This is a genomic window from Alteriqipengyuania flavescens (assembly GCF_030406725.1).
Taxonomy (GTDB): Bacteria; Pseudomonadota; Alphaproteobacteria; order Sphingomonadales; family Sphingomonadaceae; genus Alteriqipengyuania_B; species Alteriqipengyuania_B flavescens.
The window spans coordinates 2,506,450-2,527,774 of the sequence record NZ_CP129107.1; the positions used below are offsets into that span (position 1 = coordinate 2,506,450).

Here is a 21,325-nt window from a genome sequence, read left to right on the forward strand (position 1 = left end):
GTCAAGACCTTGGCCCGTGCCAACGACCCCTGCCAGCCCTGCGGAAACCCGCGAATCCGCGCTGCGTGCCATTGAGGCGGCGCAGGCGTGGTGGCGCGAGGCCGGGGTGGATTGCGACTTCGTGGAGGAGCCGGTCGACTGGCTGGCGCAGCCGGAGCCGGCCGCGCAACTTCCCCATGCCGTAACGGCGCCGAAACCGGTGGCCGATGCGCCCCCTCCCACGATTGCGATCGGCGGGAACCGGGAAGCCTGGCCACAAAGCCTGCCGGCTTTCGACAGCTGGTGGCTGGCCGAGCCCAGCCTTGCGATGGGATCGGAAATTTCCCGCCCTGCCCCGCGCGGACCGGAAAATGCGCCGCTGATGATCCTCGTCCCGCAACCTGAGGCGGAGGATCGCGACGTGCTGCTGTCCGGCCTGCAAGGCGGGATGCTGGCCAACATGATCCGCGCCATGGGCTTCGCGGCGGACGAGGTGCGGCTGGGAAGCGTCCTGCCCCGCCACACGCCCGGTGCGGACTGGGCGCGGCTCGCGGATGCCGGGCTAGGCACACTGGCGCTGCACCATGTTGCCCTTGCCAAGCCCCAGCGCCTGCTCGTCCTCGGGCGGAGCATCCTGCCGCTGCTCGGCGCAGATCCGGAACAGGCTGCCGCGCTCGACTCTATCCGCGCCGGCGACATCGCGGTAAACGCGCTGGCAGGGCGAGAGCCCGCAACATTGCTGGCCATGGCCCCGGCGCGCCGGGCGTTGTGGCACCGCTGGCTCGAACGGAGTACCGATGCCTAGGAAATTCCCGCTGCTTCCCTTCCTTGCAAGCCTCGCCCTCCCCGCTGCCGCTTCGGCGCAGGACAATTCGGCCCAGTATTTCAGCACCCGGCAACCCGCCGCCGCCGTGCCAGTGGTGCTGGCGGCCGACGAACGCAGCCGCGCACGGGAGGCGTTCGCGGCCTTGCGGGCAAATGATTGGGCGCGGGTGGAGAGCCTGCTGGCGCAAGGCGTCGGGGTGCTGGATCCGGTTGTCCGCGCAGAGCTTTACCTGCATCCGGAATCCCCGCGCGTCGGCCTGGACCAGATTGCGAACTGGATGCCGCAGGGCCGGCGGCTGCCTTATGCGGAAAGGCTCAACGCTCTGGCAGTCTCCCGCGGTTCGCAGGAGGGCTTCATCCTGCCGCGCGAGCGGCGGCTGGAGCCGCGCGGATATGCGCCGAAGCGTATCCTGCCGCGCGGGACCGGTGACGGCACGATCTCTTCGGAGATGAGCAACGCCATCCTCGACCGCATCAAGAACGACGATCCGGACGGGGCACGGCTGCTCCTCGACGGGATCGATGCGACGCTTTCCACCGATGCGCGCGCAGAATGGCGCCAGCGTGTTGCGTGGAGCTATTACATCGAGAACATGGATGCGCAGGCGCTGGCCATGGCGCAGTCGGTGTACGACGGGACGGGACCGTGGGTCGCGGAAGGTGCGTGGGTCGGCGGACTGGCCGCATGGCGCCTGGGCGACTGCCTGACCGCGGGCTCCAATTTCGAGGAATCGGCGCGGCGCGCCAGCAATCCCGAACTTCAGGCCGCTGCCTATTACTGGGCGAGCCGCGCGACGATCCGCTGCCGCCGCCCCGGACGTGCCGCCGAACTGCTTCGCGGCGCGGCGGTTCTCGACAACACGCTCTACGGCATGTTGGCGCTGGAACAGCTGGGACAAGCGCAGCCCGATCGTTTCGGGCGGACCGACTTCAACGGCGAAGACTGGCGCGAAATCGGCGGGCTGCCGGAAGTGCAGATGGCCATCGCCCTGTCCGAAATCGGCGAAGAGGACATCGCCGGAGAAGTATTGCGGCACCTTTCCGGCGTGGTCGACGGCGACAATTTCAATGCCATCTCGCGCCTCGCTCGCGGCCTCGGCCTGCCGGGCACGCAGCTGTGGCTAGCCCACCGCGCCCCGCGGGGCGCGGATCCGGAGCCTGCCGCGCAGTTCCCGGTGGCCCGATGGCAGCCGGTCGGCGGCTGGAGAGTCGATCCCGCCCTCGCCTATGCCCATGCCTTGCAGGAATCGAATTTCCAGCGCGGCGTCGTCAGCGGTGCGGGCGCGACCGGGCTGATGCAGATCATGCCGATTGCCGCGCGTGAATACGGGCCCTCGCTCGGCATGAACAACCCGGACCTGCGCGATGCCAGCGTCAATCTCGCCTTCGGCCAACGCGCGCTCGAGGTGCTGAGTGAAAGCCGGGGCACGCAGGGCAAGCTGCCGAAGATCATGGCCGCCTATAACGCCGGGCTGACGCCGGTCACCCGCTGGGAAGGCGAGGTCCGCGACCAGGGCGACGCGCTGCTCTACATGGAATCCATCCCCTATTGGGAAACGCGCGGCTATGTCGCCATCGTCACGCGCAATTACTGGATGTACGAGCGGCAGGCGAATGCCCCCTCCCCCTCGCGCCGGGCCCTGTCGGAAAACAAGTGGCCGATGTTCCCGCGCGTGCAGCGATAAAAATGGGCTGACAGACTCTTTTGTTCCTTCTATGTTCCGCACATGGCAGCGGGACCGGATGACAGGATTCGCGGGCGGGGGGCGCAATCTTCCGCGGTCCCGCAACGCTTCGGTTTGGCCGAGCGCCTGGTTGACGACGACTGGCGCGATGCGATGGAAGCACTCGACGGCCCGCCAGGCAAGCTGCGGACCACGGTGATCGAGGAACGCCCCAAGACGATCGTCACTTTCAACCAGTCGCCCGATGTCCCCTTCGACCGGTCGATCAATGCCTATCGCGGCTGCGAGCATGGCTGCGTCTATTGCTTTGCCCGGCCGACGCACGCCTATCACGACCTCTCGCCCGGTCTCGATTTCGAGACTAGGCTGTTCGCCAAGGCAAATTCGGCCGAACTGCTGCGTTCGACGCTGTCGAAACGCGGCTACCGGCCCGCCCCCATCGCAATGGGCACGAACACGGATCCGTACCAGCCCATCGAGCGGCGCTATCGCATCACGCGCGATATCCTCAGGCTGTGTCTGGAAACCCTGCATCCGGTGACGATAACGACCAAGTCGGACCGCGTGCTGGACGATCTCGACCTCCTCGCCGAGCTGGCGCGACGCGATCTGGTGGCGGTGTCGCTGTCCGTCACCACGTTCGATCCGCGGCTGTCAGGCTTGTTGGAGCCTCGCGCCGCTGCCCCGGCGAAGCGGCTCGCCGCGATAGGTCGCCTGTCGGAAGAAGGTATCCCGGTGCACTGCAGTGTTTCGCCGATAATCCCCGCGGTGACCGACGAGTTCATGGAAGATATCGTCGCCCGTGCGGCTGAGGCGGGTGCGCGCTCTGCCGGCTGGATACCGCTGAGGCTACCGCACGAGGTCGCGCCCCTGTTCCGCGAATGGCTCGATGTCCATTTCCCGGACCGCAAGGACAAGGTGATGAACATCGTGCGCGACATGCGGGGCGGGCGCGACAACGATCCCGGTTTCTTCACGCGCTTCAGGCCGCAAGGCGTGTGGGCCGACCTCTTCCGCCGCCGCTTCGCGCTCGCCCTGAAGCGCGCGGGCCTAGACAAGCCGAAGTTCGCGCTCGACACGACCAGCTTCCGCAAGCCCGGCCCCGAAGGTCAGTTGTCCCTCATCTGACGGTCGACGATCAGTCTTCTGTTTAGGGGTGGCATTGTCGTAAGTGATTTGTCAGAACGACAAGCGGACGCGGCTTGGCAGGCCGCTTTCGAACCAACAGGGGGGTACAGAATGAAATACCTAGCCACCGCTCTTTGTGCAGGCGCCATGATGATGGCAGCTCCCGCCGGGGCGCAGGAATTCCGCGAGAGCACCATCGTGAAGTTCCTCGACGCGGAATCGGCGATGAAGCCCGTGATGGACGAAATGGGCGCGACCTACACCGACATGGACGGCGATACCGGCGGTAAGCGGATCGTCTTCAGCAACGGCCTCATCACCTACGCGGAGTTCCGCGTCTGCAGCAACGGCAACTCGAACTGCGAAGGCATGCGCCTGCTTGCCAGCTATGGCGCGCCGGAAGGCGTTTCGCGCACCGAGCTTATGCGCCGCGCGAACGAGTTCAACAGCCTCTACAACACCGCCAAGGCCGTAGTGCGTGACGATGGATCGGTCTATTACACGCGCTACCTGATCAGCGACGGCGGCATCTCGATGGAGAATTACCGCGTCGGCCTCCGCGTGTTTGAAAACATGCGCGAACCGTTCGAAACCATCGTGCTCGAAGGCGGCTCGACCGAATAGGTTAAATGCGGGCGGCGGTCAGGCGAAGCCCTTGCCGCCGCCCGCTTTTGCAAAGCGGATAAGCCTGCTGTCCGCAACGGCTGCCGTGCGGTTCACCACAGCCTGGCGATAATCCTCGTCAGTAACCATTTTGAAGAACGCCGCGGCGTCGGGATATTCGGCGATGAAGCCCGCATCCCAAGCCTCTTCCTGCGGCCCGGTCAGGGTCACCTGCGGCTTTCCGCGCCATACGATCGTGCCGCCGACCCGTTCGAATATCGGGCCGCTGGCCTTGCCATATTCGCGATAGGCTTCCTCCCCGCTCCACCCCTTCGCCGCATGGGGATGATCGCCCGGATAAGCTGCCTTCTCGCGGTAGCGGATCAGGTTGAGCATCTGGATCGGCTCGTCGCGTGGCAGCGACTTGAAGAGCTCGAACGCCTCCCGCGTCGGATCGATGTGCTGCGCCATGGTCAGCTTTCCAGCGTGTAGTCGGCAAAGCGGGCGCGCAGGTCCTTCTTGCTGATCTTGCCGGTGGCGGTGTGCGGGATGTCGTCCACGAACTCCACCGCGTCGGGCAGCCACCACTTCGCGACCTTGTCGACAAGGAAGGCGGTCACCTCCTCGCCCGTGCAGTCCGCCCCGTCCTTCTTCACGACGAACAGCACGGGTCGCTCGTCCCATTTGGGATGCGGCATGCCGATGGCCGCCGCTTCGGCGACTGCCGGATGGCCGACCGCGGCGTTTTCCAATTCGACCGAGCTGATCCACTCACCGCCGGACTTGATCACGTCCTTCGTGCGGTCGGTCAGTTGCAAGGTTCCGTCCGGGTGGAGGATGCCGACGTCGCCGGTGTCGAACCAGCCATCGGCATCGACCGCGTCCTCTTCCGCCTTGAAGTAGCGCTTGATGACCCACGGCCCGCGGATTTGCAGCGCGCCGCTCGTCTTGCCGTCGCGCGGCAGTTCGGTGCTCATGTCGTCGAGATCGACAGTGCGTAATTCCACGCCGAAGACCGGCCGGCCCTGCATCGCGGTCTTGCCGACCTTTTCCTCGAACGAAAGCTGGTCCCAATCGGCAGTGGGCCCGCCGACGGTGCCGATGGGGCTGGTTTCGGTCATGCCCCAGGCGTGCTGGACGCGGGTGCCGTTCTTCATCAGCCGCTCGATCATGAACTTCGGTGCGGCGGAGCCACCGATGGTGGCAGACTTCAGCTTGGGAAGGTCGGTGCCGGTGGCATCGCAATACTGGAAATGCGCAAGCCATACCGTCGGCACACCCGCGCTGTCGGTCACGCCTTCGCGCTTCATTAGTTCGTCCAGAACCGCCGGTTCGTTCACGGCGGAAAACACGAACTTGATGCCGGCCATCGCGCCGGCATAGGGCAGCCCCCAGCTCGCCGCATGGAACATCGGCACGACCGGCAGCATGACCGAGCTCGCGCTGAAATTGAACGCGGCGGGTTGCAGGCCGACCAGCGCGTGCAGAACGGTGGAACGATGCTCGTAAAGGACACCCTTCGGATTGCCAGTGGTGCCGCTGGTGTAGCACAGCATGCAAGGATCACGCTCGTCGCCCTCGACCCAGTCGAAGTCCTCGCCATAGGGTGCGATCCAGTCTTCGAACGCCGGATTGTGTTCGCCGGAATCGTAGCAGATGTAGTGCTCGATCGTTGTCCAGCGATCACGCATCTTGTCGACGATCGGCTGGAACATAGCATCGTACAGCAGAACGCGGTCTTCGGCGTGGTTGGCGATAAACTCCAGCTGGTCCTCGAACAGTCGCGGGTTCACGGTGTGGAGCACGCCGCCCATGCCGGCGACGCCATACCAGCTGACGAGATGGCGCGAATGGTTCATCGCCAGGCTGGCCACCCGGTCGCCTTCCTTCACGCCGAGCGACTGCAGCGCCTGCGCCATCTTCTTGGCATCCCGCCTGATCCCGGCCCAGTCGGTGCGAGTCTCGCTGCCATCGGCCCAGCGGGTCACGATCTCGCGTGATCCGGCCTCCCGGGCCGCATGATCGATCACCCGCGTCACCCGCATCGTCCAGCCCTGCATCGCACCCAGCATTCGTCTCTCCTCAAATCCGGTCGCGGGCACCATGCAGCGCCTTGCCACGCTTGGCAATCGGACCCATGGGTTCGCCATGGAATGGTTTCAGGCAGCGAAGATCGATGTGGTCGAACTTACCGGTCTCACCAAGGACGCGTTGCATGTGCATATAGGCGTAATCGCCTTCCTCGCCCTGTGCCTGTTGCTCCGGCGCAGAGCGTGGGACTGGCCGCCGCTACTGGCCGTGCTGCTGCTAACCCTTGTCGGAGAGCTGGTCGACATGCTCACCCGTATCGCGCGAGGCAATCCGATGGTCTTGTTCGACCACGTTCACGACCTCGTAAACACCATGGTCCTGCCGACGCTGATTTTCGTCGTCGCTCGCTACACCAACCTTTTTAGCAGGCCGTCACGCGACGAGGCGCAGCCGGTCGCTCCCGCTGCGGGCAGCGATACTGACGTTGGCGAGACCGGGGATCTCGCCTAGCCGTTCGGCCAGTTCGCCATCGACGCGGAAATTGCGGCCGAGCCGCATCGTCACGAAAGAGCCTTCACTGGTGGCGAGGCGCACCACGATCTCTCCCGTCGCCTGCGCATCCTGCGAAACGCTGGTGGCAAGCTGAGCAAGCCCCGCCTCGTCGGCCACGTCGAGCCGCAACAGCATCCGTGCTGCGCTGGTCACTTCGCCAAGCGGCCGCGCGCCGCGCACGGTGACACGGGGAGGTTCGTCGGGGCTCGGCTGGTCGAGCTCGACAGTCAGCAAAACGCATTCGCCGCTGGCCGCCCACTTGCGAAACGGTTCCACCAGCTCCTCGTCGAAACAGGCTGCGCTGAACTGGCCGGTCGTGTCGGAGAAATCGGCGCGGATGAAGTCCTTGCCCTTGCGCGTCTTGCCGATGTTCACGCCCTCGACCAGCGCGGCCATCACCGCGCGGCTGCGCCCGGCGCTTTCGGTCCCGCCGCCCATCAGCCCGGCATAGGTGCGCGCACCATTGGCGCTGGCCACCTCTCGATAGGCCTGCACCGGATGGGCGGAGAAATAGAAACCGAAAGTCTCGCGCTCTTTCGCCATCATGTCGGGCCGCGACCATTCGGCGGTTTCCTTGAGGCGCAGGTTGGAACCGGCATCGTCCTCCCCGCCGAACAGGGCCGCCTGCCCACTTGACCGCTCCCGCTCCGCAGCATCGACGACCGCCATCAACAGCTCCGCATTGTCGTGGACGAGCGCGCGATTGGGCTCCAGCGTGTCGAACGCCCCGGCAGAGGCGAGCGCTTCCAGCTGGCGGCGGTTCATGCAGCCCTGCGGCAGGCGGCCGAACATTTCCTCCAGGGAGGTGAACTTGCCGCTCCCCTCCCGTTCCGAAACTATGGCCGCCATCGCCTTTTCGCCGACATTGCGCAGGCCGCCGAGGCCATAGCGCACTGCATACCCGTCATCGGTCGGCTGGACCACGTACTCAGCCTCGCTCTCGTTGATATCGGGCGGCAACAGGTCGATGCCGTTGCGGCGCATGTCGTCGACGAAGACCGCCAGCTTTTCCCACTGGTGCATGTCGAAGCACATGGACGCGGCGTAGAATTCTTCCGGGTAATGCGCCTTCAGCCACGCGGTCTGGTAGGCGAGCAGCGCGTAGGCGGCCGCGTGCGACTTGTTGAAGCCGTAGCCGGCGAACTTGTCGATCAAGTCGAACAGCTCGTTCGCCTGTTTCCTGTCGATGCCGGACACTTCCAGGCACCCGTCGCAGAAGCGGGTGCGCTGCGCATCCATTTCCGCCTGAACCTTCTTGCCCATCGCACGGCGCAGCAGGTCGGCATCGCCGAGCGAGTAGCCGGCGAGGATCTGCGCGGCCTGCATCACCTGTTCCTGATAGACGAAAATGCCGTATGTTTCCGCCAGGATGCCTTCCAGCTTGGGATGCGGGTACTCGATCGGCACCTCGCCCGCCTTGCGCTTGCCGAACAGCGGGATGTTGTCCATCGGGCCGGGGCGGTAGAGCGAGACGAGGGCGATGATATCCTCGAACTTGGTCGGCTTCACCGCGGTCAGCGTGCGGCGCATGCCTTCCGATTCCAGCTGGAAAACGCCGACCGTGTCGCCGCGCTTGAGCAGGTCGAAGACGCCCGGATCGTCCCACGCCAGCGCGCCGAGGTCGATTTCGACCCCGCGCCGGGCGAGGAGGTCGACTGCCTTCTGGAGCACCGACAGTGTCTTCAGCCCGAGGAAGTCGAATTTCACCAGTCCGCTCGATTCGACATATTTCATGTCGAACTGGGTCACTGGCATGTCAGAGCGCGGATCGCGGTAAAGAGGCACGAGCCTGGCCAGCGGGCGGTCGCCGATCACCACGCCCGCCGCGTGGGTCGAGCTGTTGCGAGGTAGCCCTTCCAGCTGCAACGCCAGGTCGACGAGGCGCTTCACCTCGTTGTCGTTGCTGTATTCGCGCTTGAATTCCGCCGCGCCGTTCAGTGCACGCGGCAACGTCCACGGGTCGGTCGGGTGGTTCGGCACCATCTTGCAGAGCCGGTCGACATGACCGTAGCTCATCTGCAGGATACGCCCGCAATCGCGCAGCACGGCGCGGGCCTTCATCTTGCCGAAAGTGATGATCTGCGCAACGTGATCGGCGCCGTATTTCGCCTGCACGTAGCGGATCACCTCGCCGCGGCGCGTTTCGCAGAAGTCGATGTCGAAGTCGGGCATCGACACGCGTTCCGGGTTGAGGAAGCGTTCGAACAGCAGGCCCAGTTTCAGCGGGTCGAGGTCCGTGATGGTCAGCGCCCAGGCGACCAGGCTGCCTGCGCCCGACCCGCGCCCCGGGCCCACGGGAATGCCATTGTCCTTGGCCCACTTGATGAAGTCCGCAACAATCAGGAAGTAGCCGGGAAAGCCCATCCCGACGATAATCTCGACTTCGAAATCGAGCCGGTCGAAATAGGCCTTGCGCTCTTCGACGGACATTTCGCCATAGGGTTCGAGCCGCGCTTCGAGGCCCTTGCGCGCATCCTCCGCCAGCATCTTCGCCTCGCCTTCGAGGTCGCCGGCAAGGCTCGGCAAGATGGGCGGGCGCTTGGGCGGGGCGACGGCGCACCGCTGCGCCACGACCAGCGTGTTGGCGAGCGCTTCTGGAATGTCGGCGAAAGCCTCTTCCATCATCCGCTCGGACTTCACGAAGCTGTCCTTCGCGCTGCGCGGCCGGTCTTCCGCCTCGATATGGGTCGAATTGGCGATGCACAGCATCGCGTCGTGTGCCGCGTAGAAATGCGGATCGGCGAAGTTGGCGGGATTGGTGGCGACGAGCGGCAGGTCGCGGGCATAGGCGAGATCGATCAGCGCTTCCTCGGCGGCAATCTCCACCGCATTCCCGCGCCGCGCGAGCTCGATATAGAGACGCTGCGGAAACAGGCTTTCGAGGCGCGAGAGCAGCGCCTCTGCATGATCGGCCTGCCCGTCTGCCAACAGCCGCGTCAGCCCGCCCTCGCTCGCGCCGGTGAGCGCGATCAGACCATCGGTCTGGCCTTCCAGATCGTCCAGCCGGACGTGCGGTTCCAGCTCCAGCGGCCGGTCCAGATGCGCGCGGCTGACGAGATGGCACAAGTTGTCCCACCCCGCCTCGTCCTGCGCATAGAGCGGCAGGTAATCGACGCCGGCCCCGCCCTGTTCCCGCGCCACGCCCAGCAGCGTACCGACGATGGGCTGGATCCCCTCGTCGAAGCAGGCGGCAGCGAAGGCGACCGAGCCGTAAAGCCCGTTGCGGTCGCAGATAGCGATTGCGGGGAAACTGCGCTCCTTCGCCAGCTTGGCAATGGCCTTGGGCTCGATTGCCCCCTCCAGCATCGAATAGCTGGAAAGGACGCGTAAAGGGACGAAGGGAGCGAAAGCCATGGCGCCAATATGCGAACGCCGGCGGGATTCGCCAAGGCGCAGCGTGCGCCTATCCCCTCACTTCTCCTCCGCTTGTCCGATCTTCCGGCGGGTGTCGCGCATTGTCGAGAAAGCGCCGTAGATCACGAGGACCGCGAGGAATGTCTACACCCACACGGGGATGTTCCGCCCTACTATCGCAAGATAGAGATAGGCCGACACGAAGAAGAACCCGGCCAGCGGCGTGGGCACCACCGTCGATTGCCCCCCCTCGCCCCGGTCAGTCTTCGCGCGGGAAATCGGGCCGGCCCGCCAGCGCGGCGACCTCTTCGGCGTGGTATTCGCGGTCGCCCGCCTTCTCGATGTAATAGGCCCGGCGTTCTTCGGCGGGCAGCAGCATCATGTGGCGGACCAGATCCGCAAACGTGCCGCTACGTAGGCCCTTGGCGCTGTCGCGCACGCCGCCGCCATCGTCCTTGCGGTGGAGCGAGGCGCGGTCGTCCCACGCGAAGCCCTCGTGCTCGGTGCTGTCGCCGTCGAATGTGCTGGGATGGTCGCTCATGAAATTCCTCCGGTGTTTGGGAGGTAACGCACCGCAGCGTGAGGCGTTTCCTATCGGAGCACGCCGTCGTGCAGGCGGACCACCCGGTCCATCTTCGCCGCCAGCCGCTCGTTATGGGTGGCGACGAGCGCGGCGCTGCCTTCACCCCGAACCAGCGCGAGGAACTGTTCGAGCACCTTGTCGGAGGTATGTTCGTCCAAATTACCCGTCGGCTCGTCAGCCAGCACGAGCCGCGGCTTGTTGGCAAGCGCGCGGGCGACCGCCACGCGCTGCTGTTCGCCGCCGGAAAGCTGGCTCGGCCGGTGATCGAGCCGGTGGCCGAGGCCGAGGGAGGTAAGAAGCTCGCCGGCGCGCGCTTCCGCCGCGTCTTTCGGCACTTCGGCCACCAGTTGCGGGAGGACCACGTTCTCGCTCGCGTTGAAATCCGGCAGCAGGTGGTGGAACTGGTAGACGAAGCCGAGGTGGTCGCGGCGCAGTCTCGTGCGTTCGTCGCCGTCCATCTTTTCCGCCGCTTCGCCCGCGATGCGGATGGAGCCGCCAAAGCCGCCTTCCAGCAGGCCGACGGCCTGCAGCATGGTCGACTTGCCCGAACCCGACGGCCCGAGCAGGGCGACGATCTCGCCCGGCTGGATGACGAGGTCGATGCCGCGCAGCACGTCGATGCGCACTCCGCCCTGCTCGAAACTGCGGGTCAGGCCGCGAAGTTCGACGACCGGGCTACTCATAACGCAGCACCTGCACCGGATCCGTGCTGGCGGCACGGCGCGCCGGATAGAGCGTGGCGATGAAACTGAAGACCAGTGCCATGACGCAGATCGCAACGATCTCTGCCGGATCGACGCGCGCGGGCAGCTCGGTCAGGAAACGCACTTCCGGGTTCCACAATTCGACCCCCATCATCCACTGCACGCCTTCGATGATCCCCTGCCGAAAGAACAGCAGGACGAGGCCGAGGACGACCCCGGCGATGGTGCCGAGCGCGCCGATCAGGAAGCCGGCGGTAACGAAGATTTTCAGCAGGCTGCGCCGCGTCGCGCCCATCGTGCGCATGATGGCGATATCGCGGGTCTTGGCGCGCACAAGCATGATCAGGCTGGACAGGATGTTGAACACCGCCACCAGCACGATAATCGACAGGATCACGAACATCGCCACCCGTTCGATCTCCAGCGCCTCGAACAGCGAGCTGTTGATGCTTTTCCAGTCGGTCACGACGGCGCGTCCGGCCAGGCTTTCCGTCACCGGGGCCAGCGTCTGCGTGACCGAATCCGGATCGTCGGTCATCACCTCGATCATGCCGACGGTGTCGCCGATCAGCAGCAGGGTCTGCGCGTCCTTCATCGGCATGACGACAAAGGTCTGGTCGAAATCGTACACCCCGACCTCGAAAATCGCCGCGACTTCGTAGCCGATCTGGCGCGGAACGGTGCCGAAGGGCGTGGAGCGGCCCTGCGGGTTGATGATTGTGAGCGTCTGGCCCAGCTGGAGGCCCAGGTTCTGCGCCAGCCGCGACCCGATGGCGACCTTGTTGGACCCCGGCTGCAGTGCGCCGAGGTCGCCTTGCAGCAGGTTCGGCTCAAGCCGGTCGATATCCGCCTGCAGGTTGCCGCGGGCCATGATTGCGGCGGCGCGGCCTTCGTAACTGGCGAGCAGCGGCTGCTCGATCAGCGGCGAAGCACGGGTGACGCCCGGCGTATCGCGCACTTCCTTGAGGATATCTTCCCAGTTTTCCAGCTGGTTGCCGTAGGCCTGGATAACCGCGTGGCCGTTCAGGCCGCTGAACTTGTCCAGCAATTCGGCGCGGAAGCCGTTCATCACGCTCATTACGATGACGAGCGCGGCCACGCCCAGCATCACCGCGACCAGGCTGATGCCCGCGACGAGCGCAATGAAGCCCTCGCTGCGGCCGGGCAGCATATATCGTTTGGCGATGGTCCATTCGAAGGGGGAGAGGATCAAAGCGTGCGCGCCGTGAAGGAAGGTTCGGAATTCAGCATGAATGCAGCGCGCAGTTACCCATCCCGCCCCTGAAGGGCAACTGAATTGGCGCTGCCCTTTCCGCTAGTAAGTCCGCGTGCCGTCTACCAATGGATACCGACGGCGGGGTAGGCGAAGACGCCGCACAATGCGGCCGGGGTAACGATACTGGCGACATTGGCTAAAATCGGCAGCGCAAGCCGGACATCCGCGTGGCGAGGCTACAGCTTCGTCGCGGTGGTCATGGCACTTGCGACGATGCTGGTGGTAGCCAGCCTGCTGGCCCACCAGGCAGCAGGCGAGCGCGATGCCGCCACGCGCCAGCTGCGCACGACGCAGCAAGTCCTTTCGGCAACGAGCGAGCTGGAAATCCAGCTGTTGCAGGCCGTGCGCGGTCAGCGCGGATATTTGCTGACGGGCGACCGGATGTTCCTCCAGCCGTTCGAAGAGGCCCGGCCACAAATCGCCGGACGTCTGGAACAGTTGGAGATTGCCACCCGTAGCGATGCGCCCCGGCATGAAATGGTCGGGGAAATACGCGACAAGTCGAACCTGCTGTTGCAGGATCTGTCGGACACCATCGCCAACCAGGCCGATGGCGATCACGACGGCGCGGTCGACCGCACCGCCATCGCCGATGGTCGCCGCCAGATCGAAAGCGTCTCGGCGAGCATCTTGCAGTTCGAACAGTCGGAACGCGAACTGCTGGAAACGAGGCTCGCCAGCGCCAACGCCGCCGCGGCGGAAACCGAAAACTATCAATATAGCCTGACGCTGGTCGGCTTCCTCCTTCTCGCACTCGGAATATCCGTCCTCGTTTCGCTCAAGCGGTCCGTGCGGCGCGAATCCGAAATCCGCAACGAGCTTCGCAGAATTGCGGCGACCGACGAGCTTACGGGTCTCGCCAACCGGCGCGAGTTCCTCGCTGCGCTGGATCGCGCCGTCGCCGGGGCCAAACGGCGCCGTGCCCCGCTCGCCGTGGCCATGCTCGACATCGACCATTTCAAACGGATCAACGACACCTTCGGGCATCCCGCGGGCGATGCCGTGTTGCGCCGGGTCGCCCTGACTGCGGTCGATATCGTCCGCGCGGAAGACCTTGTCGGCAGACTTGGCGGAGAGGAGTTCGCCGTGATCCTCCCTGCCGCGCCCGCGCAAAGCGCCTTCGATGTGTGCGAACGGCTGAGACTGGCCGTGCAGTCCTCCGACCTGGAGCTGGAGACCGGCTCGGCGATCAGCGTCACCCTGAGCACCGGGATCGCCGCCCTCGGCCCTCACGACACCGCCGAAAGCCTTCTCGCCCGGGCGGACCAGGCGCTTTATGACGCGAAGAATGGCGGGCGCGACCGGGTCTTGCTGGCAGCCTAGCCCCCGCGCAGCAACTGCACGCCGTAATCGCGTTCCAGCAGGTAAAGCAGCAGCCGCGCCGCCTGCCCGCGCTCTCCGTCGAGCCCGCCGTCGCGGTCGACCAGCATGCGCGCATCCTCGTGCGCGATGGGCAGCAGGCGCTGGATCTGCTCCAGGCTGGCGATGTTGAAAGGCGTGTCGCCGGACTGGCGCGTACCGAGCAATTCGCCCCCGCCGCGCAAGGCAAGGTCTTCTTCCGCAATACGGAAGCCGTCCTGCGTCTCGCGCATCAGCGCGAGCCGGCGGCGCGCCGTTTCGGACAATTCGTTCGATCGCATCAGCAGGCAGGTCGATTTCTCCGCCCCGCGTCCCACCCGCCCGCGCAGCTGGTGCAGTTGGGCCAGCCCGAACCGTTCGGCCTGTTCGATGACCATCAGCGTGGAATTCGGTACGTCCACACCGACTTCGATCACCGTGGTCGCGACCAGCACCTTTGCCGCCCCATCGGCGAAGCGCTGCATGTTCGCATCCTTCTCTTCCGGCGGCAGCTGGCCGTGGACGAGGACGATGTCGTCTCCGAAACGCGCCTTCAGGCTGGCGAAGCGGGCTTCGGCGGCGGCAAGATCGTCGCTCTCGTTGTCGCTGCCGCGCACCATCGGGCAGACCCAGTAGGCCTGCTGCCCCCCCGCAACGTGGCGCGCGACGCCGTCCACCACTTCGGGCAAGCGTTCCATCGCCACCACGCGCGTATCGATCGCCTGCCGGCCCGGCGGCAGCTCGTCGAGCTTGCTGACTTCCATCTCGCCGTACTGCGCCAGCGTCAGCGTGCGCGGGATCGGCGTGGCGGTCATCGCCAGGGTATGCGGCTGGCGCTTGCCCTTCTGGCTCAGCATCAAGCGCTGCCCGACGCCGAAGCGGTGCTGTTCGTCGATCACGACAAGGCCCAGGTTCCTGTAAGCCACGCTGTCCTGGAAGATGGCATGGGTGCCCACGACGATGTCGATCGACCCGTCGAGCAGGCCCATCAGCGTGCCTTCGCGCGCCCTGCCCTTGTCGCGGCCGGTCAACAGCGCCACCGTGACGCCGGTCGGCTCCGCCATTTTTCGCAGCGTCTCGAAATGCTGGCGGGCGAGGATTTCGGTCGGTGCCAGCATCGCCGCCTGCGCACTCGCCTCCACGGCGACCAGCATCGCTTCCAAGGCCACCACCGTCTTGCCTGCCCCGACATCGCCTTGCAGCAGGCGCAGCATCGGCGCGCCTTGCGCCATGTCGCCGGCGATCTCGTCGATCGAGCGCCGCTGCGCACCTGTCAGCGGGAACGGCAGTTCCAGCCTGTCGCGCAGCCGCCCGTCGCCCTGCAACGCCAGACCCTGCCGCTTGCGCCTGCTTTCACGCACCAGCATCAGCGCGAGGCTGTTGGCGAGTAGCTCGTCATAGGCGAGCCGGTCGCGCGCGGCCTCGTGCGGGCCCTTGTGCGCCAGGTGCAGCGCATCCTGCCAGCCGGGCCACTGCGCCCTGTCCAGCTGTCCGCGCTCGATCCATTCGGGCAGTTGCGGCAGTTTCGCCAGCGCCTGCGCGACCAGCGAGATGACTTTCGGCTGGGTCAGGCCTTCGGACAGCGGGTACACCGGTTCCAGCAAGCGGCCCATGGCTGCGCTGCTTTCGGTCTCGACCTGTTCGGGATGCACGATCTGGAGCATCTGGTCGTACTGGTCGAGGCGCCCCGCGATCCACCGCGTCTCGCCCACCGGCAGCAGCTTCTTGCCGGTGTAGGCGGCGCGTCCGAAATATGTCAGCGCGCAGATGTTGCCCTTCGCGTCCTGCGCGAGGATGCGGTACGGCCCGCGCGGCGAGCGGCTCGCGCGATGCTCCGTCGGGGTCAGCGCCACCACGATCTGCTCGCCCACGCCCGCTTCGTCGAGATCGGCCACGGCGCGGCGTTCCACGAAGCGGTCCGGCAAGTGATAGGAGACGTCGCGAATGCGGCCGAGGCCGAGCTTTTCCAGCGGCTTGCGCAGTTTCGGCCCGACGCCGTCCAGCGTCTCCACTTCGGCGAACAGAGGGTTGAGGACTTCGGGCCGCATGGGAGCCATCCTATAGCTTCTTGCGCGCGCTTGGCGAGTGCCCTACCCGCGCCGCCATGCCTCCCGCCCAGCTCGACCCCACCCGTCTCGCCCGCGCCCGGTTTCGCGCCTGGCACCGCGGCACGCGCGAGGCCGACTATATGATCGGCGGCTTCCTCGATCGCTACGCAAGCAGCTGGTCGGAAGAAGACCTCGTCTGGTTCGAGGCGCTTCTGGACCATGACGATGTCGACGTGATGGCGTGGGCGCTGCAAACCCAGCCCGTGCCGGAACGCTTCGCCGGCGCGCAGATGGAGGCGATGCAGAAGCTCGACTATGTCGAAATCCCGCGCTGACGGGAACGCCCGCCGCCGCCCTGCCTTGAGCCTGTAATGCCCGATCTCTCCCGCATCCTTTCCGCCGCGCAGCCGCTGACGCTGGCCCATCTCGCCCGCGGCGCGCAGCCGCTGGTGATGGGTGATCTCGCGCGCGCCGCAAAGGGCCGCGGCGTCTTCATCGCGCCCGATGAAACGGCGATGGCATCGGTCGCCGATGCGGCGCGTTTCTTCGCGCCCGAACTGGAGGTGATCGAGTTTCCGGCCTGGGACTGCCTGCCCTACGACCGCGCGAGCCCTGCCCTGTCCGTCAGCGCGCGCCGCCTGTCCGCCCTCTACCGCCTGCAGACCGGTAAGGCGTCCAACCAATTGCTCGTCACCACCGTCAACGCGGTGCTGCAACGCGTGCTCACCCCTTTCCGCATCCGCGAAAGCGTGCGCGAGCTTAAGCCGGGGATGGAGATCGGACACGATAGCCTGAGCAAGCTGCTCCAGCGGCAGGGTTACGGCCGCACCGACACGGTCATCGACCACGGCGAATTTGCCGTGCGGGGATCGATTTTCGACATCTTCCCGAGCGGGCTCGAAAACGGCTTGCGGCTCGATTTCTTCGGCGACCAACTGGAAAGCCTGCGCCTGTTCGATCCGAACACGCAGCGCACTGTCGGCGCGCTCGATTCCCACCTGTTGCTACCCGCCAGCGAAGCACTGCTGGACGAGGAAAGCATAAAGCGCTTCCGTAGCCGCTATCGCGAGAAATTCGGCGCGGCCGCCACGCAGGACCCGCTGTACGAAGCGGTCAGCGACGGGCGCCGGCTGGCAGGCATGGAACACTGGCTGCCGATGTTCGAGGAGCGGATGGCGACTTTGTTCGACCACCTGTCGGACGGCGATGTGTGCATCATGGACGGCGGCGCGGTTGCCGCGGTCGAGGAACGGCTGACCGACGTCGCCGACTATCGCAAGGCGCGCACCGACACCGCCGGGCAGGCGAAGGGCAACTACCGTCCGCTCGCCGCCGATGCGCTGTACCTGAGCGAAAGCGAATTTGCCGAAGCGGCCGCCGCGCGCCCGATCCACCGCACCTCCATCTTCGACGAGCCGGAAAGCGACACGGTGCTCGACTTCGCCTTCCGCGCAAGCCGCGATTTCACGCCGGAGCGGACACAGAACGCCAATGCCTACGAAGCTGCGGCAAAGCATTTCGCGGCGGTCGCGAAATCGGGCCGCAAGCCGATGCTTGCCGCCTACTCCACCGGCAGCCGCGCGCGCATGGCCTCCATCATCGAGGAAGCGGGGCAGAAGGTTGCGCTGGTCGACAGCTGGCAGGAAGCGCTCGGATCGTCGGCCAAGGGCACGCTCGCCGCGATGGTCCTGCCGCTCGAGAGCGGCTTTGCGAACGACGAGCTTGAACTCGTCACCGAACAGGATCTGCTCGGCGACCGGCTCGTTCGTCGCCGCAAGAAGCGCAAGAGCGCCGATGCCTTCCTGGCGGAATTGCAGTCGCTCAACCGGGGCGACCTCGTCGTGCACATGGACCACGGCATCGGGCGCTACCTCGGCCTCGAACCCATCGCCGTCGGCAAGAGCCAGCACGACTGCGTGATGCTGGAGTATTCGGGCGGCGACAAGCTCTACATCCCGGTCGAGAATATCGACGTCCTCAGCCGCTACGGCAGCGAGAACGAGGGCGTGGCGCTCGACCGGCTGGGCGGCGAGGCATGGCAAAAACGCAAGGCCAAGCTGAAAGAGCGCATCCGCGCCATCGCCGGCGACCTGATGAACACCGCGGCCGCGCGCGCCCTGCGCCAGGCGCCGGTGATCGAGGTCGAACCCAACGCCTACACCCAGTTCGTCGACCGCTTCCCGTGGGAGGAGACGGACGACCAGGATGCCGCCATCGACGACACGATGCGCGACCTTGCACGGGGGCGGCCGATGGACCGCCTCGTTTGCGGCGATGTCGGTTTCGGCAAGACCGAGGTCGCGCTGCGCGCCGCCTTCACCGCGGCGATGAGCGGCCAGCAGGTGGTGATGATTGCGCCCACCACCCTGCTCGCCCGCCAGCATTACCAGAATTTCTGCGAACGCTTCGCCGGCTTCCCGCTCAAGATCGGCCGCCTTTCGCGCCTCGTTCCGTCGAAGGAAATGAAGGACACGCGCGAAGGGGTGGAAAGCGGCGATATCGACATCGTCGTCGGCACCCACGCCATCCTGTCGAAGAGCACCAAGTTCAAGCGCCTCGGCCTCGTCATCGTGGACGAGGAACAGCGCTTCGGCGTTACCCACAAGGAAAAGCTGAAACAGCTGCGCGCCGACGTTCACGTCCTCACCCTGACCGCCACGCCGATCCCGCGCACGCTGCAGATGGCGATGACGGGCCTGCGCGAGCTTTCCACCATCCAGACACCGCCGGTCGATCGCCTTGCTGTGCGTACCTACGTGATGGAATGGGACGAGATCGTGATGCGCGAAGCGCTGCTGCGCGAGCATCATCGCGGCGGGCAAAGCTTCATCGTCGTCCCCCGCATCGCCGACATGGCGGAGCTGGAGGAATGGCTGCGCGACGCGGTGCCGGAAGTGAAATTCGTGACCGCCCACGGCCAGATGAGCCCGACCGAAGTGGAAGAGCGGATGAGCGCCTTCTACGAAAAGAAATACGACGTGCTGCTGTCGACCACCATCGTCGAAAGCGGGCTCGACATTCCCAGCGCCAATACGATCATCATCCACCGCGCTGACCGCTTCGGCCTCGCCCAGCTTTACCAGTTGCGTGGACGCGTGGGCCGGTCGAAAATCCGCGCTTACGCCTACCTCACCTACGCGCCCGACATGCAATTGTCCGAAATAGCGGAAAAGCGGCTCAAGGTCCTCGGCGATCTCGACAGCCTCGGCGCGGGCTTCCAGCTTGCCAGCCACGACCTCGACATTCGCGGCGCCGGCAACCTGATCGGCGACGAGCAGTCCGGCCATATCAAGGAAGTCGGCTTCGAGCTGTACCAGTCGATGCTGGAAGACGCGATCCTGGCCCTGAAGGCGGGCGACAGCGGGCTGGAACGCGATTCAAGCGGGCTCAGCCCGCAGATCACCGTCGATGCTCCGATCATGATCCCGGAAGATTACGTGCCCGACCTCGCCGTGCGCATGGCGCTGTACCGCCGCCTCAACGATGCGCAGGACAAGGCGGAAATCGAAAGCATGGCGGCCGAGATGATCGACCGCTTCGGGGACTTGCCCGCGGCCACCGCGAACCTCGTCCGCCTGCTGGAAATCAAGCACCAGGCCATCGCCGCCAACATCGCCAAGATCGATGTCGGCGCGCGGGGCACGCTGGTGACCTTCCACAAGAACGAATTTCCCGACCCCGCAGGCCTCATCGCCTATGTCGAACGCCTCAACGAAGGCCGCGCCGACAGCGCCAAGCTGCGCCCCGACATGAAGCTCCAGGTCAACCGCGCCTGGGGCGATCCCTCATCGCGCCTCAACGGCCTGTTCCAGCTGACCAAGGGCCTGAGCGGGATCGTGAAAAAGGCGAAGAAGCGCGACAAGGCGAGCGTCTAGCCAGCGCTGGCAAGCTGAAGAAACTCCTTTGCCTCCATCGGCTTCGCGCCGAGGAACCCCTGGTAGAACTCGCAGCCCTCCGCCGCGATCACGGCGCACTGGTCTTCCCGTTCGATGCCCTCGACGATGACTTTCAGGCCGAGCGAGTGGGCCATCGTGACGATGCCGCGCAGGACGGCGAGATCACGGCTGTTGTCCGACACGCCTTCCACCATCGTGCGGTCGAGCTTCAGGTAGTCGAGCGGCAGGATCTTCAGGTAGCGGAAGTTGCAGAACCCCGCCCCGAAATCGTCGAGTGCGATGGCGAGGCCGCGATCCGAAAAGCGGCGCAACAGGTCTGCCGCCCGCTCGAGATCGCCGAGCAGCGCCTGCTCGGTAATTTCCAGCGTAATGCAATCGGCAGGCACGCCGGACGCATCGATCAGTCCGATCATCTCGGCGACGTAGCCCACGGTCGCCAGGTCGGCCGGCGTGATGTTGAGCGACAGGCGCAGGCCCTCTGGCCAGTCCGCAGCCAGCGACAGGGCCTCGCGCGCAATATGGTTCGATAGCTGGGCAGTCTGGTCCGCCCGGGTGGCAATGCCGAACAAGGCCTCCGCACCCAGACGTCCGAGTTCGGGATGTTCCCACCTCGCGAGCGCCTCCGCGCCGACGATGCGGCCGGTCCTGCAGTCGAACTGCGGCTGGAACAGGACGGAAATTTCCTTGCGCTCCAGCGCGGCGAGCAGGTCGCCTTCCAGCTGCGCCACGCCGCGCCCTTGCGGCACGTCGTCGCCGTCGACCCAACCGATGCGACGCCCTTCGTGCTGACCGAGGCCTTCGAGCGTGTGCGCCATCGCCCCGATCAGCTTCTGCGGCTCGTACCGCCCTTTCGCCCGCATCAGCGCGATCCGCGGCCACAGGCGCATAGCGCTGCCCGCCGAGATATTGCCCAGCGGCCGGGCGATCGCCGCAGCAAGCATTTCCGCCAGCGATTGCCAGCGTTCCCTGCTGCTCGCCTCGTTCGCCGCAAACAGGAAGGTGCCCCCGCCGAGGCGTGCGACGAGCCATTCCCCTTCGATTTCCGCCGCCGCGAAATGGAGCAGGCGTCCGGCGACCTCGACCAGCGCGGCATCGCCCGCGTCCGCGCCATAGGCGAGGTTCACCGCATCGAAACGGCGCAGGCCCATCAGCATCGCCTGCACCGGCGCAGGCCCCTCCCCCGCCTCGTCTCGCCAGCGTTCCAGGCGCGCGCGCGCACCGGCGAGGCCTTCCAGCCCGGTCAGCCGGTCGCGTCCACCGGGAAGCTCGTCCGGTCCGGGCTCATTGGCAGCGTTCGTCACCATCGCGCAGGTGCCTACCATC

At 65.9% G+C, this 21,325-nt stretch carries 16 protein-coding genes; 8 read left to right on the top strand and 8 right to left on the bottom strand.

Annotation, left to right across the window (positions count from 1 at the left end):
- Positions 1-16: 16 nt before the first annotated feature.
- The 4 genes from QQW98_RS12815 to QQW98_RS12830 all read left to right on the top strand — a co-directional run bounded on the left by QQW98_RS12815 (position 17) and on the right by QQW98_RS12830 (position 4,241).
- Complete coding sequence (locus tag QQW98_RS12815; protein ID WP_290135320.1) at positions 17-784, top strand: uracil-DNA glycosylase family protein; 768 nt, start codon at positions 17-19, stop codon at positions 782-784.
- A complete protein-coding gene (locus QQW98_RS12820; protein WP_290135321.1) occupies positions 777-2,489 on the top strand; it encodes a transglycosylase SLT domain-containing protein in 1,713 nt (570 codons plus the stop codon). The genes QQW98_RS12815 and QQW98_RS12820 overlap by 8 nt, the downstream gene beginning before the upstream one ends.
- Positions 2,490-2,531: 42 nt before the next feature.
- Positions 2,532-3,617 carry a PA0069 family radical SAM protein gene (locus QQW98_RS12825; protein ID WP_290135322.1) on the top strand — a complete coding sequence of 362 codons (1,086 nt, stop codon included), beginning with the start codon at positions 2,532-2,534 and terminating at the stop codon, positions 3,615-3,617.
- 111 nt (positions 3,618-3,728) lie between these two features.
- On the top strand, positions 3,729-4,241 hold the full coding sequence (locus tag QQW98_RS12830) for a YbjN domain-containing protein (RefSeq protein ID WP_290135323.1): 513 nt from the start codon (positions 3,729-3,731) through the stop codon (positions 4,239-4,241).
- 18 nt (positions 4,242-4,259) lie between these two features.
- Here the strand turns inward: QQW98_RS12830 and QQW98_RS12835 are convergent, their stop codons facing one another.
- Both QQW98_RS12835 and QQW98_RS12840 read right to left on the bottom strand, forming a co-directional pair.
- Positions 4,260-4,691: a DUF1330 domain-containing protein gene (locus tag QQW98_RS12835; protein WP_290135324.1), complete on the bottom strand. Its 432-nt coding sequence runs from the start codon at positions 4,689-4,691 to the stop codon at positions 4,260-4,262.
- A gap of 2 nt (positions 4,692-4,693) precedes the next feature.
- Positions 4,694-6,292, bottom strand: a complete 1,599-nt coding sequence (locus QQW98_RS12840; RefSeq protein ID WP_290135325.1) for a long-chain fatty acid--CoA ligase — start codon at positions 6,290-6,292, stop codon at positions 4,694-4,696.
- A gap of 31 nt (positions 6,293-6,323) precedes the next feature.
- On the opposite strand from QQW98_RS12840, the gene QQW98_RS12845 reads away from it, so the two are divergent.
- Entirely contained in the window at positions 6,324-6,761 is a 438-nt protein-coding gene (locus QQW98_RS12845; protein WP_290135326.1) for a hypothetical protein, read from the top strand.
- On the opposite strand, the gene dnaE is transcribed toward QQW98_RS12845, so the two are convergent.
- The 4 genes from dnaE to QQW98_RS12865 form a co-directional block, all read right to left on the bottom strand.
- Positions 6,684-10,157, bottom strand: coding sequence for a DNA polymerase III subunit alpha (gene dnaE, locus QQW98_RS12850; RefSeq protein WP_290135327.1), 3,474 nt, complete (start codon positions 10,155-10,157; stop codon positions 6,684-6,686). The two genes, QQW98_RS12845 and dnaE, sit on opposite strands and share 78 nt — an antisense overlap.
- 259 nt (positions 10,158-10,416) lie before the next feature.
- Positions 10,417-10,698 carry a hypothetical protein gene (locus QQW98_RS12855; RefSeq protein WP_290135328.1) on the bottom strand — a complete coding sequence of 94 codons (282 nt, stop codon included), beginning with the start codon at positions 10,696-10,698 and terminating at the stop codon, positions 10,417-10,419.
- A gap of 50 nt (positions 10,699-10,748) precedes the next feature.
- On the bottom strand, positions 10,749-11,423 hold the full coding sequence (locus QQW98_RS12860) for an ABC transporter ATP-binding protein (protein ID WP_290135329.1): 675 nt from the start codon (positions 11,421-11,423) through the stop codon (positions 10,749-10,751).
- Entirely contained in the window at positions 11,416-12,657 is a 1,242-nt protein-coding gene (locus QQW98_RS12865) for a lipoprotein-releasing ABC transporter permease subunit (protein WP_290135330.1), read from the bottom strand. Before QQW98_RS12865 ends, QQW98_RS12860 begins: the two co-directional genes overlap by 8 nt.
- A 261-nt stretch (positions 12,658-12,918) precedes the next feature.
- Here QQW98_RS12865 and QQW98_RS12870 point away from each other — a divergent pair, with 261 nt between their 5' ends.
- Entirely contained in the window at positions 12,919-14,043 is a 1,125-nt protein-coding gene (locus QQW98_RS12870; RefSeq protein WP_290135331.1) for a GGDEF domain-containing protein, read from the top strand.
- Here QQW98_RS12870 and recG read toward each other — a convergent pair.
- The gene (gene recG, locus QQW98_RS12875) at positions 14,040-16,106 is read right to left on the bottom strand and encodes an ATP-dependent DNA helicase RecG (protein WP_290136945.1); all 2,067 of its coding nucleotides are present in this window, start codon (positions 16,104-16,106) and stop codon (positions 14,040-14,042) included. The genes QQW98_RS12870 and recG overlap by 4 nt on opposite strands.
- A gap of 56 nt (positions 16,107-16,162) precedes the next feature.
- Between recG and QQW98_RS12880 the strand changes: the two genes are divergently transcribed.
- A complete protein-coding gene (locus QQW98_RS12880; protein WP_290135332.1) occupies positions 16,163-16,441 on the top strand; it encodes an FAD assembly factor SdhE in 279 nt (92 codons plus the stop codon).
- Positions 16,442-16,477: 36 nt separating this feature from the next.
- The gene (mfd, locus tag QQW98_RS12885) at positions 16,478-19,981 is read left to right on the top strand and encodes a transcription-repair coupling factor (protein WP_290135333.1); all 3,504 of its coding nucleotides are present in this window, start codon (positions 16,478-16,480) and stop codon (positions 19,979-19,981) included.
- On the opposite strand, the gene QQW98_RS12890 is transcribed toward mfd, so the two are convergent.
- Positions 19,978-21,324 (bottom strand): EAL domain-containing protein, encoded by a 1,347-nt coding sequence (locus QQW98_RS12890; RefSeq protein ID WP_290135334.1) that lies wholly within the window; start codon positions 21,322-21,324, stop codon positions 19,978-19,980. The two genes, mfd and QQW98_RS12890, sit on opposite strands and share 4 nt — an antisense overlap.
- Position 21,325 lies beyond the last annotated feature (1 nt).